General features: G+C 41.2%; 16 protein-coding genes. 13 read left to right on the top strand and 3 right to left on the bottom strand.

The window, feature by feature from the left end; translation table 11 throughout:
• Positions 1-765 precede the first annotated feature (765 nt).
• From ACTQXY_RS13940 to trpA, 8 genes are all read left to right on the top strand, one after another.
• On the top strand, positions 766-1,674 hold the full coding sequence (locus tag ACTQXY_RS13940; protein ID WP_441659967.1) for a hypothetical protein: 909 nt from the start codon (positions 766-768) through the stop codon (positions 1,672-1,674).
• A 527-nt stretch (positions 1,675-2,201) separates the two neighbouring features.
• The gene (locus tag ACTQXY_RS13935) at positions 2,202-3,668 is read left to right on the top strand and encodes a chorismate-binding protein (RefSeq protein WP_441659966.1); all 1,467 of its coding nucleotides are present in this window, start codon (positions 2,202-2,204) and stop codon (positions 3,666-3,668) included.
• On the top strand, positions 3,665-4,234 hold the full coding sequence (locus ACTQXY_RS13930) for a glutamine amidotransferase-related protein (protein ID WP_441659965.1): 570 nt from the start codon (positions 3,665-3,667) through the stop codon (positions 4,232-4,234). The genes ACTQXY_RS13935 and ACTQXY_RS13930 overlap by 4 nt, the downstream gene beginning before the upstream one ends.
• Before the next feature lie 4 nt (positions 4,235-4,238).
• Positions 4,239-5,270, top strand: coding sequence for an anthranilate phosphoribosyltransferase (gene trpD / locus ACTQXY_RS13925; protein ID WP_441659964.1), 1,032 nt, complete (start codon positions 4,239-4,241; stop codon positions 5,268-5,270).
• Entirely contained in the window at positions 5,267-6,049 is a 783-nt protein-coding gene (gene trpC, locus ACTQXY_RS13920) for an indole-3-glycerol phosphate synthase TrpC (protein ID WP_441659963.1), read from the top strand. Before trpD ends, trpC begins: the two co-directional genes overlap by 4 nt.
• Complete coding sequence (locus ACTQXY_RS13915; RefSeq protein ID WP_441659962.1) at positions 6,046-6,654, top strand: phosphoribosylanthranilate isomerase; 609 nt, start codon at positions 6,046-6,048, stop codon at positions 6,652-6,654. The genes trpC and ACTQXY_RS13915 overlap by 4 nt, the downstream gene beginning before the upstream one ends.
• Entirely contained in the window at positions 6,651-7,841 is a 1,191-nt protein-coding gene (gene trpB, locus ACTQXY_RS13910; RefSeq protein ID WP_441659961.1) for a tryptophan synthase subunit beta, read from the top strand. Before ACTQXY_RS13915 ends, trpB begins: the two co-directional genes overlap by 4 nt.
• The gene (trpA, locus tag ACTQXY_RS13905) at positions 7,834-8,604 is read left to right on the top strand and encodes a tryptophan synthase subunit alpha (protein ID WP_441659960.1); all 771 of its coding nucleotides are present in this window, start codon (positions 7,834-7,836) and stop codon (positions 8,602-8,604) included. Before trpB ends, trpA begins: the two co-directional genes overlap by 8 nt.
• Before the next feature lie 23 nt (positions 8,605-8,627).
• Here the strand turns inward: trpA and ACTQXY_RS13900 are convergent, their stop codons facing one another.
• Positions 8,628-9,071, bottom strand: coding sequence for a MerR family transcriptional regulator (locus tag ACTQXY_RS13900; protein WP_004613988.1), 444 nt, complete (start codon positions 9,069-9,071; stop codon positions 8,628-8,630).
• A 118-nt stretch (positions 9,072-9,189) separates the two neighbouring features.
• Here ACTQXY_RS13900 and ACTQXY_RS13895 point away from each other — a divergent pair, with 118 nt between their 5' ends.
• From ACTQXY_RS13895 to ACTQXY_RS13875, 5 genes are all read left to right on the top strand, one after another.
• Positions 9,190-10,359, top strand: coding sequence for an iron-containing alcohol dehydrogenase (locus ACTQXY_RS13895; protein WP_441659959.1), 1,170 nt, complete (start codon positions 9,190-9,192; stop codon positions 10,357-10,359).
• A 130-nt stretch (positions 10,360-10,489) separates the two neighbouring features.
• Positions 10,490-10,912, top strand: a complete 423-nt coding sequence (locus ACTQXY_RS13890; RefSeq protein ID WP_441659958.1) for a GNAT family N-acetyltransferase — start codon at positions 10,490-10,492, stop codon at positions 10,910-10,912.
• A 15-nt stretch (positions 10,913-10,927) separates the two neighbouring features.
• Entirely contained in the window at positions 10,928-11,485 is a 558-nt protein-coding gene (locus tag ACTQXY_RS13885; RefSeq protein ID WP_441659957.1) for an HD domain-containing protein, read from the top strand.
• A gap of 5 nt (positions 11,486-11,490) precedes the next feature.
• On the top strand, positions 11,491-12,111 hold the full coding sequence (udk, locus tag ACTQXY_RS13880; protein WP_441659956.1) for a uridine kinase: 621 nt from the start codon (positions 11,491-11,493) through the stop codon (positions 12,109-12,111).
• Positions 12,108-12,878: a Cof-type HAD-IIB family hydrolase gene (locus ACTQXY_RS13875; protein WP_441659955.1), complete on the top strand. Its 771-nt coding sequence runs from the start codon at positions 12,108-12,110 to the stop codon at positions 12,876-12,878. Before udk ends, ACTQXY_RS13875 begins: the two co-directional genes overlap by 4 nt.
• Before the next feature lie 3 nt (positions 12,879-12,881).
• On the opposite strand, the gene ACTQXY_RS13870 is transcribed toward ACTQXY_RS13875, so the two are convergent.
• Together ACTQXY_RS13870 and ACTQXY_RS13865 are read right to left on the bottom strand one after the other, a co-directional pair.
• Entirely contained in the window at positions 12,882-13,532 is a 651-nt protein-coding gene (locus tag ACTQXY_RS13870; protein WP_441659954.1) for an ABC-2 transporter permease, read from the bottom strand.
• A gap of 3 nt (positions 13,533-13,535) precedes the next feature.
• A complete protein-coding gene (locus ACTQXY_RS13865) occupies positions 13,536-14,381 on the bottom strand; it encodes an ATP-binding cassette domain-containing protein (RefSeq protein WP_441659968.1) in 846 nt (281 codons plus the stop codon).
• Between the last annotated feature and the right edge of the window lie 108 nt (positions 14,382-14,489).

The raw sequence follows: 14,489 nt of genomic DNA, 5'->3' as shown, positions 1-14,489 counted from the left end.
TAGTTCGTAACGTCTTGACATAATATCAGCCCCTTTTTCTTTATTTTACCATGAAAGAAGGGCTATAAACAAATATTTTGTGCACTTTTTAATTTTCAAACACGCTCTAGGAATTATTGTGGGTATCGTAACGGTAATTTTAGCAAATACAGTATGTAGAAAAAATAATTGATTTGTAGGATAGAGCAATTATGGAAAACGGAAATGTATATGAACAAGTATACAAATGCCAGTTGTGCGCCCAGCAAAGGACAATTGACCTAACAGGTGGAAATCCTGTCTGATTAAGGTTCAGCCAATAATGCTTAACATTGTGGTCAGTTGTCAACTGAGCAGAGTCTGTTGCTTCTATTTCGCTTTATTTTTCAAGAAAAGAAAGATTTGCTGGAACTTTATAATGAGATAAATAACAGTGATTATACCAATCGGGAAGATTGAACTGGTAAAACAGAGATTGTATACAAATATGGTAAAATGAAATTTCTAGGGCAACAAATATATGAGGGAATTAGATTAAAATCACTGAGCGATAAATTCTCAAAAGAATATTTTGATTGAAGTTCACATTACACTGTGTTAAAATCAATGTCACAAATCAAAACTTCTAAGAAGTTTCTAATATTTCTAATTTTGTGTGACAATCGTCACAAATAAAATCCAACTTGTAAGATACAAAAGAAAGTCGGTGATGCCTATGGGAGCATTTTCTCTTTTTGTTGATTGATTCATAAAATGATGTTTGATACAATGAAGGAGGAACAAAGATTGACATTACATAAAATAAATAAGAAGTATAAAGACAGACTATTTCGCCTTATTTTCCAGGACAAGAAAGATTTGCTGGAGCTTTACAATGCGATAAATAACAGTGATTATACCAATCCGGAAGATTTGACAATTACAACGATTGAAGACGTTGTATACATGGGGATGAAGAATGATTTGTCATTTCTGATTGATGATGTGCTGAATCTTTATGAACATCAAAGCTCGTATAGCCCAAATCTGCCATTGCGAGGACTATTTTACTTTTCATCTCTGTATCGGGAACAGATTGAGCCGGTAAAACAGCGGTTATATACGAATTCACCACTTTATATTCCATTTCCACAGTATCTTGTTTTCTACAATGGGACAAAAGAAGAACCGGAACGGCAGGAATTGAAGTTGAGCGATTTGTTTATCAAAAATGGAAAGGGAGCAACACCAGCATTAGAATGTACTGCGTTAGTTCTTAATATTAACCTTGGGCATAATCGAAGGTTGATGGAAAAGTGCAAAGCATTGAAGGAATATGCTCAATTTATTGCGGCTATTCGTGAAAATATAGAGGTGGGAATGCTATTTGAAGATGCTGTAGAAAATGCTGTGAATGTCTGTATTAAGAAGGAAATTCTGTCAGAGATACTTCGGAAAAACCGGGTGGAGGTTATTGAAATGATTTTGACAGAGTATGATGAGAATGAATTTCGAGACTTTTTGAAAGAAGAGGCATGGAATGAAGGACATAAGGCTGGAATGGAGCGTGGAATGCGAACCGGACTGATTGAGGGGACGATTAAGACCTGCATGGATTTTCAGATATCCAAAGAACAGACAATAGAGAAACTTAGAAAAGATTTTTCAATGTCAGAGGAAGAAGCAAAACAGTGTGTAGAAAAGTATTGGAAATAAAAGCAGCGAAATTATGTTGATCGGAGCAGCACTGTCATGCTTTGTGGCATCATATATGGCAATTTTACATGAATTTTCAAAATTGCCTTGACACAAGAAAAATCATGTGCTATTGTAATAAAAAATTTAATACGTCAAACCGTTGAAGCGGAGATAACGGCAATGATGCCTTTACAGAGAGTTTGGGATGCTGAGAACCAGATGAGAAACAAGTTGTCAAATGGACCGCGGAGGGTGCAGTCAAATGTAAAGTTTATATTTACAGAGTATTCTGCAACGTGTGGGCATACGTCAGTTGCCGGGGGTATGTTTGTATCCTGCTAAGAGCACGGAGATTCCGTGAATTCAAGGTGGCACCGCGGATTGTGTCGTACTTGTTATACATGTACACTATTCGTCCTTGACAGAAACTATCATTCTGTCAAGGACGTTTTTTTGTGGTATAAAAACTCTATTCTAGCACTGAAAAAATTTCGACAGAATGTATACTGTGACTTGAATAAAGTGCGTAAGAGGAGGTCTTGATTATGAAAATATTACCGGAATTTAGTGAAGTAAAAAAGATTGCAGAGAGCGGACAATACAATGTTGTGCCGATCAGCTGTGAGATTTTATCTGATTTTACAACACCAATTGAGACGATGAAAATATTGAAAAATGTATCCACACATTGTTATATGCTGGAGTCGGCGGTGGCAGATGAACAGTGGGGACGTTATACCTTTCTTGGATTTGCGCCCAAGTTAGAAATCACCTGTATTGACGGGAAAATGCAAATTGGCAATGTCAAAATTGAGACGGAGAATCCTTCAGAGCATATCAGACAGATTCTTGCAGATTACAAAAGTCCTCGATTTGCGTATCTGCCTTCTTTTACAGGAGGACTAGTCGGTTATTTTTCTTATGACTATCTAGGATACAGTGAACCATCTGTGAGATGCAGGGTGGAAGACAGTGAGGCATTTAAAGATGTAGATTTGATGCTGTTTGATAAAGTCATTGCATTTGATCATGTTCGTCAGAAAATTATTTTTATTGTAAATATGTCTCTGCACGATATAGAAGTTGGTTATAACAAGGCGGTGCTGGAGTTAAAACAGCTTGTAGAATTGTTGAAAAAAGGTGAAAAAAAGCAGGAAGCAAAAGGACGTTTGATGGGAGAAGTCATACCACTGTTTGAGAAAGAGCAATTCTGTGGCATGGTAGAACAGGCAAAACAATATATCCGGGAGGGAGATATTTTTCAGATTGTACTTTCTAATCGTCTGAGTGCCCCGTTTGAAGGAAGCCTGCTGAATACTTACCGCATGCTTCGGACAATTAATCCGTCGCCATATATGTTTTATTTTTCCGGTACGGATGTTGAGGTTGCCGGTGCATCGCCGGAGACTTTGGTGAAACTGGAAAATGGAATTTTGCATACATTTCCGCTTGCAGGAACGAGACCGAGGGGGAAAACAAATGAGGAAGACAGAGCCCTTTCACAAGAACTGCTTGCAGATGAAAAGGAACTTGCAGAACATAATATGCTAGTTGATCTTGGAAGAAATGATCTCGGAAAAATCAGCAGATTTGGAACGGTGAAGGTAGAAAAGTTTCATACTATCGAATACTTCTCGCATGTCATGCATATCGGATCGACTGTGCGTGGGGAAATTTGCAAGGGAAAAGATGCGCTTGATGCAATCGAGGCGGTACTGCCTGCCGGAACGCTTTCAGGTGCTCCGAAAATCAGGGCGTGTCAGTTGATCGGAGAGTTGGAGAATAACAAACGTGGCATTTACGGAGGGGCAATCGGGTACATTGATTTTACCGGAAATATGGATACCTGTATTGCAATTCGCATTGCATATAAGAAAAACGGAAAGGTATTTGTAAGGTCAGGAGCGGGAATCGTCGCGGATTCTGTTCCGGAAAAAGAATATACAGAGTGCATCAATAAGGCAAAAGCTGTTGTGGATGCATTGAAATTGGCAGAGGAGGGAGAAATATGATTTTACTGATTGATAATTATGATAGTTTTTCTTACAACCTGTATCAGCTGATCGGTGAGATGGAGCAGGATATTCGGGTGATTCGAAACGATGAGATGACAGTGGAAGAAATCAGAGCGTTGAATCCCAAACGCATCATTCTCTCGCCCGGACCGGGAAGACCAGAGGATGCAGGTGTTATTATAGAGGTGGCAAAGACACTTGGAAAAAAGACTCCAACACTTGGTGTCTGCCTTGGGCATCAGGCAATCTGTGCAGCGTTTGGAGCAACGGTTACCTATGCAAAAGAACTGATGCACGGGAAACAGTCGCAGATTACATTTGACAAGGACTGTTTACTATTTCAAACTTGTCCGGAAAATATGTCAGTGGCGCGCTATCATTCACTTGCGGCTGAGATAAAAACGATGCCCGAATGTCTGAAAGTGACAGCGAAAACGGAAGATGGAGAGGTCATGGCAGTACAGCATAAAGACTATCCGATTTACGGGGTGCAGTTTCATCCAGAATCAATTATGACGCCAGATGGAAAAACCATGTTAAAAAATTTCTTGCAGGGGGTATGAGCAGATGATCAAAGAAGCAATTGTAAAAATCGTAAATAAAGAGGATCTTACTTATAATGAGGCATATGCGGTGATGAATGAGATTATGAGCGGAGAGACAACTGCCACACAGAATGCGGCGTTTCTTGCGGCGCTTTCCACGAAGAGCGCAAGGGCCGAGACGACAGACGAGATTGCCGGCTGTGCGGCGGCAATGCGGGCACATGCCACAAAGGTGGAGACAGATATGGAATTGTTTGAGATTGTAGGAACAGGTGGAGACAATGCACATAGCTTTAATATTTCGACTACATCGGCGCTTGTCGCAGCTGCCGGTGGAATGAAAGTGGCAAAGCATGGAAATCGGGCAGCATCTTCCCAGTGTGGGACAGCAGATTGTCTGGAGGCGCTTGGTGTGAACATTCAGCAAAGCCCTGAAAAGTGTGTGGAACTTTTGCGGGAAGCGGGGATGTGCTTTTTCTTCGCACAAAAATATCATGCATCTATGAAATATGTGGGAGCGATTCGTAAGGAGCTTGGTTTTCGCACAGTGTTTAATATTTTAGGACCACTTACCAATCCGGGGACACCGTCTATGCAGCTTTTGGGAGTATATGACGAATATCTTGTGGAACCACTCGCTCAGGTGTTGATCAATTTGGGAGTGAAACGAGGAATGGTTGTGTATGGGCAGGATAAATTAGATGAGATTTCTATGAGTGCGCCGACAACTGTTTGCGAGATTCGGGACGGATGGTTCAAGTCTTCTGTGATCACTCCGGAAATGTTTGGGTTTGAGCGTTGTACAAAAGAAGAGTTAAGAGGTGGAAGTCCAAAGGAGAATGCGGATATTACGCTCAGTATTTTAAACGGAGAACGCGGACATAAGAGAAATGCAGTTCTGATGAATGCGGGAGCATCATTGTATATCGGGGGTAAGGCGGAAAGTATGGAGGAAGGAATTGCACTTGCAGGCAGACTGATTGATTCCGGAAAAGCACTTGAGACTTTGCGCAGACTGATAGAAATAAGCAATCGTCAGGAGGTGAAAGAATGACTGTTTTAGAAGAACTCGCAGATTATGCAAAAGAGCGTACCAGGCAGGCAAAAAGAAAAATATCGCCTGAACAGATGAGGGGGCGAGCACTGGAACTGCCAAAGGGAACATTTGCATTTGAAAAAGCACTGAAAAAGCCGGAACTCTCTTTTATTTGTGAATGTAAGAAAGCATCTCCATCGAAAGGAGTGATTGCTTCTGATTTCCCGTATCAGAAAATTGCAAGGGAATATGAGGCGGCGGGAGCTGACTGTATCTCAGTGCTGACGGAACCCAGATGGTTTTTAGGAAGTGACAAGTATCTGGAAGAGATTGTAAGTATGGTTAAAATTCCGTGTATCCGCAAGGATTTTACAGTGGATGAATATATGATTTACGAGGCGAAGGTGCTTGGGGCATCCGCAGTACTTTTAATCTGTTCGATTCTTTCAAAAGAACAGATTCGTGAATACATTCAGATTTGTGATATGCTCGGGCTTTCCGCTTTGGTTGAGGCACACGATGAACGGGAAGTGCAGATGGCGGTGGACGCAAAGTCACGCATTATCGGTGTCAATAACCGGAATCTCAAAGATTTTTCGGTGGATACGGACAACAGTCGCAGGCTGCGGGAACAGATCCCAACAGAAATCTTGTTTGTGTCGGAAAGTGGTGTTCAAAGTGCAAAGGATGTAAAAAAACTTCGTGAGATTGGGGCGGATGCTGTACTGCTCGGTGAGACACTGATGCGTGCCGCAGATAAAAAGGCAAAGTTGAGAGAACTGCGAGGTGTGATATGACGAAGATAAAACTGTGCGGTTTGAGGCGGGTTTGTGACATTGAGGCAGCCAATGCCCTGCATCCGGAGTATGTTGGGTTTGTATTTGCAGCGAAAAGCAGGAGATATATAAGTCCTGAAAAAGTAGCGGAACTTAGAAAATATTTGCAGGCAGGGATACAGGTGGTCGGCGTGTTTGTAAATGAAGAGCCAAAGCAGGTTGCAGGACTTCTAAACAGCGGTGTCATAGATATAGCGCAGCTTCATGGTGAGGAAGATAACGAATATATAAAAATGCTTCGAAAGATGTCTGACAGACCGATCATTCAGGCATTTCGCATAAAGACGGAAAAAGATGTTAAGAGGGCAGAGAAAAGTGAAGCGGATATGCTCTTATTGGATTCCGGAGCGGGGACAGGAAAAGTGTTTGACTGGAAGCTGATCCAAACGATAGAAAGACCTTATTTTCTTGCAGGAGGCATTACAAGCCACAATGTATCCGAGGCGATACAAAGATTGCATCCGGATGGCGTGGATGTCAGTTCCGGCATTGAGACAGATGGGAAAAAAGATCAGAAAAAAATGGCGGCATTTGTCGCAGCAGTAAGAAGGGAAGAGAAAATATGACAAATCAAAATGGACGTTTTGGCATTCACGGTGGACAGTACATTCCGGAAACCTTGATGAATGCAGTGATTGAATTGGAAGAAGCGTATAATTATTATAAAAACGACCCGGGATTTAACCGGGAACTTACGGAATTATTAAACGAATATGCGGGGAGACCGTCAAGACTTTATTTTGCACAGAAGATGACAAAAGATCTGGGCGGGGCGAAGATTTATCTGAAACGTGAAGACTTGAATCATACTGGTGCACATAAAATCAATAATGTGCTTGGTCAGGCGCTGCTTGCAAAGAAGATGGGAAAAACACGTTTGATTGCAGAGACCGGAGCCGGTCAGCATGGAGTTGCCACTGCTACGGCAGCGGCGCTTTTAGGAATGGAATGTGTGGTGTTTATGGGAGAAGAAGACACAATCCGGCAGGCGCTCAATGTGTATCGGATGCGGCTTCTTGGAGCGGAAGTGATACCGGTCAGAACAGGAACTGCCACTTTAAAAGATGCGGTCTCTGAGGCAATGCGGGAATGGACTTCACGCATCAGTGACACACATTATTGTCTCGGCTCGGTGATGGGACCGCATCCGTTTCCTACGATTGTGCGTGACTTTCAGGCTGTCATTTCCAAGGAGATTAAGGAGCAGATACTGGAAAAAGAAGGGAAACTTCCGGATGCAGTAGTTGCCTGTGTAGGAGGAGGCTCAAATGCGATTGGCAGTTTTTATCACTTTATTGATGACAAAGAAGTTCGGCTGATCGGCTGTGAAGCGGCTGGAAGAGGAATTGATACGCGCGAGACCGCAGCGACAGTCAATACGGGAACACTTGGAATCTTCCATGGTATGAAATCGTATTTCTGCCAAGATGAATATGGGCAGATTGCGCCGGTATATTCGATCTCTGCAGGGCTTGACTATCCGGGAATCGGGCCGGAACATGCACATCTGCACGATCTTGGGAGAGCAGAATATGTTCCGGTGACAGATGATGAGGCGGTGGATGCATTTGAATATCTGGCAAAGACGGAGGGAATCATTCCGGCGATTGAGTCTGCACACGCAGTTGCCTATGCTATGAAACTTGCGCCTGAAATGAAAACAGACCAGATTCTTGTCATTACTGTATCGGGCAGAGGAGATAAAGATTGTGCTGCAATTGCACGCTATAGAGGGGAGGATATCTATGAGTAATATAAAAAAAGCATTTGAACAAGGAAAAGCATTCATTCCGTTTATCACCTGCGGTGATCCGGATCTGGAGACAACCGGGGCTGTAGTTCGGGCAGCGGTGGAAAACGGGGCAGATTTGATTGAGCTTGGCATCCCATTTTCAGATCCTACTGCGGAGGGAAATGTAATTCAGGGGGCAAACTTGAGGGCATTAAGTGGTGGTGTGACAACAGATAAAATATTTGCATTTGTGAAAGAGCTGCGAAAAGATGTGAAAGTGCCGATGGTATTTATGACATATGCAAACGTTGTATTTTCTTACGGTGCAGAACGCTTTCTTTCTTCCTGTAGAGAGTGTGAGATTGACGGATTGATTTTGCCGGATCTGCCATTTGAAGAAAAAGAAGAATTTTTGCCAGTTTGCCATCGATATGGGGTAGATTTGATCTCGCTAATCGCTCCGACTTCGGCAAACCGTATTGCAATGATCGCAAAAGAAGCAGAAGGATTTTTATATATCGTGTCAAGTCTTGGAGTGACCGGAGCGAGAAGTGAGATCAAGACAGATTTAGCGTCTATTGTCGAGGTAGTACGACAGAATACAGATATTCCTTGTGCAATTGGATTTGGAATATCAACTCCAGAGCAGGCAAAGAAGATGGCGGATATTTCAGACGGTGCGATCGTCGGCTCGGCGATTGTTAAGCTGCTTGAGACATATAAAAAAGAGGCGCCCGAATATGTCGGAGCGTATGTGAAAACAATGAAAGACAGCCTGAGATGATTTAGAAGGGAAACATTTCCCTTCTATTGATCATTGTGAGAACGATTGTATATTTTCTGAATGTCTTCTGGGAGACGATCGGGCAGAATGCTTTGGATTCGGTCTTCGTTCCCGTCTTTGACTGCCTGATCATAGTACCAGCATTTGAATTGAAGCATATCCAAAACCTTTTCCAATTTTGCGATTTCTTTTTGTACAATTTCTTTTTGGCGCTCAAATAGTTCTTTGCGTCTTTGGTAGGTAGCGCTTCCTTCAGAACACCATTCCATAAATAATTTTATGTCTTTGATTTCCAGCCCAGATTTTTTCAGACATTCAATCACGCGAAGCGCTTCGATTTCTTTTTCGCTGAACCTGCGAATGCCGGAAGAACGCTCTAAATCCGGAAAAAGTCCTTCTTTATCATAATAGCGAAGTGTGGAAATCGGCAGTTGAAACATTTCAGATATTTGTCCGATTGTATACATGTGAAAAACCTCCTGAAAATTTTGAAAAACCTCTTGACCTAAAGTTAAGTTTAGGTATTAATATGACAGTATCACAAGAAAATAATAATGTCAATGGATTGTTAGGAGGATAAATGTTATGTTAGGTAATTTTTCGTATTGTAACCCTACAAAGCTCTATTTTGGAGAGGACTCTCTGAATTATCTGAATGAGGAGCTCCAAAAGTATGGGAAAAATGTTGTTTTAGTCTATGGTGGCGGTTCAATTAAGAAGAATGGAATTTATGATGAAGTGATCGAAATTCTGAAAAAGAATGGAAAGAATGTGGCGGAAATCGCCGGAGTTATGCCAAACCCAACACTTGCAAAGTTGTATGAGGGTGTTGAGATCGCTAAGAGCCATCAGGCGGACTTGTTGCTGGCTGTCGGTGGAGGATCTGTCTGCGACTATTCTAAGGCAGTATCGGTTTCTGTCAATTGTAAGGAAGATCCGTGGGAAAAATATTTTATCCGTTTTGAGGAGCCGCATTGTGAAGTGATTCCGGTTGGTTGTGTGCTGACAATGGTTGGAACAGGCTCTGAGATGAACGCTGGTTCTGTGATTACCAATCAGGATACAAAACAGAAAATCGGACATGTATTTGCAGATGAAAAAATTATGCCGAGATTTTCAATCTTAAATCCGAGATATACAATGACTCTTCCAAAATATCAGATGGTATCCGGTATTTACGACATATTCAACCATATTTGTGAGCAGTATTTTTCGGGAGAAGATGATAACACCAGCGATTATATCAGTGAAGGGCTGATGCGTTCGCTGCTGAAATCCAGCCGTGTGGCAGTGAAAAATCCACAGGATTATGAAGCGCGAAGCAATATTATGTGGACCGCAACATGGGCATTGAACACGTTGGTGGCAATGGGAAAAAGTGCTGATTGGATGGTGCACATGCTTGGTCAGGCAGTAGGTGGCTACACAAATGCGACACATGGTATGACACTTGCAGCGGTTTCGCTTCCGTATTATCGGTATATCATGCCATATGGTCTTGAAAAATTCAAACGTTTTGCAGTGAATGTGTGGAATGTATCACCTGAAGGAAAGACAGATGAGCAGGTTGCCAGGGAAGGTCTGAAAGCGATGGAGAACTGGATGAACGAACTAGGTCTGGTTATGAATATTTCGGAACTTGGAGCAAATGAAGAGATACTGGAAAGCATTGCAGATGTAACGTTTCCAATGTCAGGTGGATATAAAGAGTTGAATCGAGACGAGATCCTTAGAATCTTTAAAGAAAGTTTATAAAGAAAGTTTACAAAAAAGTCTCATCAAGAAATGTCTGTATAGACAAAAAAGTTCTTGATGGGACTTTTTTATGCAGAAAATATTCCACTTCTTGTGACTTTCGTGGTAAACTAGTCACGGAGGAAAAACTATGATTCGAAAATTAAGGAAAACAGATCTTGACGAAGTGGCATATATCTGGTTGAATACGAATAAAAAAGCACATGATTTTATTGCAGAAACGTACTGGGATGAGCATTTTGAGATGGTGAAAGACATGTTTGCACAGGCTGAGATTTATGTGTATGAAGAACAGGGTCAAATCAAAGGATTTGTAGGTTTAGATGACGAGTATATTGCAGGAATCTTTGTAAGAGACCAAGAACAGTCTGGCGGGATTGGAAAACAGCTTTTGGATTTTGTAAAAAGTTTGAAAGGACAATTGGAGTTGAACGTTTATCAAAAAAATGAACGGGCAGTAAGTTTTTATAAAAGAGAGCAGTTTGAAATACAGTGTGAAAGTATAGACACATCTACAGATGAGAAAGAATACTTAATGATCTGGAAGAAATAATAAGGAGGAAGGCTGATGCAGGCACGAGAACTATTGAATTTATTGACAGTGGCGGAACGACTAAAAGATACGACAAGGCACTGTTACACGTCAAAAGGAAGACGGGAAAGTGTTGCGGAACACAGCTGGATGATGACATTGATGGTGTTTTTTATGAGGGATGAATTCCCAGAGGCGGATATGGACAAGGTCATTCGAATGTGTATCATTCACGACTTGGGGGAAGCATTCACGGGAGATATTCCGGCGTTTGAAAAAACAGCAGAAGATGAAAAAAAGGAAGAAGAGCTGTTGTATGATTGGGTGAGAGGTCTTCCGAAATACTATGCAGAAGAAATGCAGCAACTTTATAAAGAGATGGAAGAACGAAAGACTTTGGAAGCAAAGATCTACAAGGCAATTGACGGTCTGGAAGCGGTAATACAGCATAATTTTTCAGATTTGTCCACATGGATTCCAAAAGAGTATGAGATGAATCAGACATATGCAAATGACAGAGTTACATTTTCAGAGTATCTGACAGTGTTGAGGGAAGAAATCAGAAAGGATACGATAGAAAAAATAGAAAGGTAAGAAAAATGAAGAATATCATTATAGGAATCGCTGGAGGAACCGGCTCAGGGAAATCAACATTTACGAGAAAGCTAAAGAAGGAATTTAAGGATGATGTAGCGGTATTATATCATGACAATTATTATCGTGACCAGAGTAAGATTCCGTTGGAAGTACGTAAAAAGACGAACTATGATCATCCGGATGCGATGGAGACTGAACTTTTGGTGCAGCAGTTGATGGAATTAAAAGAGGGAAAGTCGATTGAATGTCCGGTGTATGACTACACATTGCATACACGTTCTAATCAGGTCGAGCGGGTAGAACCGAAAAAAGTGATTCTTCTGGAAGGAATTCTTGTTCTTGCGGATGAGCGACTGCGGGAGCTGATGGATATTAAAGTGTATGTGGAGGCAGATGCGGATGAGCGAATTTTAAGACGTCTTATTCGTGATGTGAAAGAGCGCGGACGTGACATTGAAGGCGTTGTAGAGCAGTATCTCACAACGGTGAAGCCAATGCATTATCTCTATGTGGAACCGACAAGAAGTACGGCAGATATTGTGATTAACAGTGGAATGAATCCTATTGCGTTTGAACTAGTAAAAAATATGATTCAGAAAATATTGGATGAGGAAAAAAGATGATAAAAGCAGTTTTTTTGGATATGGACGGGACAGTCATATCGCATAAACAGGGGAAGGTTTTGGAAAGCACAAAAGATGCCATCTGTCAGTTGAGAGAACGGGGAATTAAAGTTTTTGCTGCCACAGGACGTCATATACTGGAGATGGAAGAACTTCCGGTAAAGGGAATTTCGTTTGACGGGTATGTGATGCTGAACGGACAGATTTGTCTAGATGGAGAGAAACAACTTGTGTATGATTTTCCTATTGCGACAGAAGATACAAAGAAATTGATTGCTGTGTTTGAGAAACGGGAAACGCCGATTATGCTTGTTGGAATGCATGCGATGTATATCAATTTTGTGGATGAAAAAGTTCGGGCAGCTCAGAAAGCAATCTCAACAGCAATGCCCAAGGTAGGCTCGTATAATGGGGAAAACGTGTACCAGTTTATTGTGTATGACAACGAAAGTAAAGTACAGCAACTGATGGAAAACCTTACAGATTGCAAAGAAAATGTATGGAATCCAATGGCATTTGATATTATTCCGAAAAGAGGAGGAAAGGCTGCCGGTATCAGGCAGATATTGGAATATTTTAAGATTGAACAAGAGGAAAGCATGGCATTTGGAGACGGAGACAACGATATAGATATGCTCCGGTATGCTCATATCGGGGTTGCGATGGGCAACGCCGGTGAGCATGTGAAAACGCATGCAGACTATGTGACTGCATGCGTAGATGATGACGGCATCTATAAGGCGTTAAAAGTGTATGGTCTTTTGTGATGGTTAAAATTCTTTTTTCTCTACAATTTTTATGGCAACCTGCATAGACAAGAAAAGAAATATAGCTGCAATCAGTGTGATGGCGGCAATAAAGATACCGACATGCAGAGCAGAAAGTTTTGCAAGGATGACGGTATCAACTCCTGCGGCTTGAGTGAGTTTGACAAAGATCACTCCGGCTGCAAATATCAGCCCAAATGTTCCCATCAGTGCGATTCTTGCCTTTTCAGCGCCGTATTTTAGCTGAAGCGGGAGCATAATCGCCTGTATTATGATGACGCTTGATAGGATTATCAGAGCAGCCCAAATGATATCCGCAGGAATCGTGTCTCCTTTTAGAAAGCCAGCCACACAGGTGATCAGAATCCCAAAGCTCAGAGAAGCAAAGCCAAGCAGGAACGAAAGCATATATTTTTCTTTCACATAATCTTTTCTGGTGATTGGAAGGCTGAATAAAAATGCATTTCCATTGTCAAACTCGTCGTAACTGATCGTGCTCAAAGAAAAAAGTGATATGACAAATGGCAAAAATCCTAGTGGAAATGACATCTCATTTTGAAAAAACGAGATTGCTATGACGATTGCAATCATCATGAGAAAAAAGTTTTTCTGCATTTTCATTAATTTAAAATCTTTTATGAGTAATCCTTTCATTCTTTATTCCCCCCTGATCATCATTGTAATAACAGCATCAATGGTTCCCTTTTCAATCGTGATATTGGGATAATTTTCTATATAATACTGTTTTTGGTCTGTGAGACAGCTATATCCGAAAGGCTCTTTTTTGGAGCGCAGAAGATATTGTTTGTCCAGTGTATGATATTGTGTATCGTCTAGTTTTAACAGCGCATAATCACCCAATAATACATCAGTATCTTCGTGAAGAATAATTTTTCCGTCATGGATCATATACAGATCGTCACATAGCGTCTCCAAGTCACTGGAAATGTGAGAACTGATCAAGATTGCACGGTCTTCATCTTTTTCCATAAATTCTCTTAACAACTCAAGCAGTTCATCTCTGGCAATGACATCCAATCCGGCAGTTGGTTCATCTAATATCAGCAGTTTTGCATGGTGGGAGATAGCCACAAGCACTTTTAATTTTGCTTTCATACCGGTTGAAAATTCTTTGATTTTTTTATTCAGTGGCAGATTGTATTTTTTGACCTGTTCTAAAAAGAAATATTTGTCAAATTTATGGTACAAATGTTCCAAAACCGGAACGATATCTCGGATTGTCAGATAGCCGCTGAAACCGGAGTCGGATAGGACAACACCCAAAGCTTCCTTGTCTTTTGCTGTAAAATTCTCAATCTCTTTTCCGAGAAGTGTAATGGCGCCGCCATCAATAGAAATCAATCCTAAAATGGCCTTAAATGTTGTACTTTTTCCGGCACCGTTTTGTCCTATTAGTCCGGTTACATAGCCAGATTTAATCTCCAAAGAACAATTGAGAGAAAACTGTTTGTATCGTTTTTGCAAATGTTCTACTTTTAACATTGTTATATCCATTCCTTTCGCTTCGCTCAGGCACAAAACGTAATGAAAATGTTTCCCTGAGCTTATTTTTTCTTTATAATTCTTCTTGTAGGGAACTCGGTATACTAC

It is taken from the genome of Faecalimonas sp. LCP19S3_D12 (assembly GCF_052121495.1).
Lineage (GTDB): Bacteria > Bacillota > Clostridia > Lachnospirales > Lachnospiraceae > Faecalimonas.
This window is presented reverse-complemented; position numbering and strand designations above follow the sequence as displayed.

Excerpts from the sequence above, each read along its gene's own strand:
- ACTQXY_RS13930 (WP_441659965.1), top strand. The coding sequence starts at position 3,665 with ATGATTTTACTGATTGATAATTATGATAGTTTTTCTTACAACCTGTAT.
- trpB (WP_441659961.1), top strand. The coding sequence starts at position 6,651 with ATGACAAATCAAAATGGACGTTTTGGCATTCACGGTGGACAGTACATT.
- ACTQXY_RS13885 (WP_441659957.1), top strand. The coding sequence starts at position 10,928 with ATGCAGGCACGAGAACTATTGAATTTATTGACAGTGGCGGAACGACTA.
- trpC (WP_441659963.1), top strand. The coding sequence starts at position 5,267 with ATGACTGTTTTAGAAGAACTCGCAGATTATGCAAAAGAGCGTACCAGG.
- ACTQXY_RS13900 (WP_004613988.1), bottom strand. The coding sequence starts at position 9,071 with ATGTATACAATCGGACAAATATCTGAAATGTTTCAACTGCCGATTTCC.
- ACTQXY_RS13875 (WP_441659955.1), top strand. The coding sequence starts at position 12,108 with ATGATAAAAGCAGTTTTTTTGGATATGGACGGGACAGTCATATCGCAT.
- ACTQXY_RS13935 (WP_441659966.1), top strand. The coding sequence starts at position 2,202 with ATGAAAATATTACCGGAATTTAGTGAAGTAAAAAAGATTGCAGAGAGC.
- ACTQXY_RS13870 (WP_441659954.1), bottom strand. The coding sequence starts at position 13,532 with ATGAAAGGATTACTCATAAAAGATTTTAAATTAATGAAAATGCAGAAA.
- ACTQXY_RS13895 (WP_441659959.1), top strand. The coding sequence starts at position 9,190 with ATGTTAGGTAATTTTTCGTATTGTAACCCTACAAAGCTCTATTTTGGA.
- trpD (WP_441659964.1), top strand. The coding sequence starts at position 4,239 with ATGATCAAAGAAGCAATTGTAAAAATCGTAAATAAAGAGGATCTTACT.
- trpA (WP_441659960.1), top strand. The coding sequence starts at position 7,834 with ATGAGTAATATAAAAAAAGCATTTGAACAAGGAAAAGCATTCATTCCG.
- ACTQXY_RS13865 (WP_441659968.1), bottom strand. The coding sequence starts at position 14,381 with ATGTTAAAAGTAGAACATTTGCAAAAACGATACAAACAGTTTTCTCTC.
- udk (WP_441659956.1), top strand. The coding sequence starts at position 11,491 with ATGAAGAATATCATTATAGGAATCGCTGGAGGAACCGGCTCAGGGAAA.
- ACTQXY_RS13890 (WP_441659958.1), top strand. The coding sequence starts at position 10,490 with ATGATTCGAAAATTAAGGAAAACAGATCTTGACGAAGTGGCATATATC.
- ACTQXY_RS13915 (WP_441659962.1), top strand. The coding sequence starts at position 6,046 with ATGACGAAGATAAAACTGTGCGGTTTGAGGCGGGTTTGTGACATTGAG.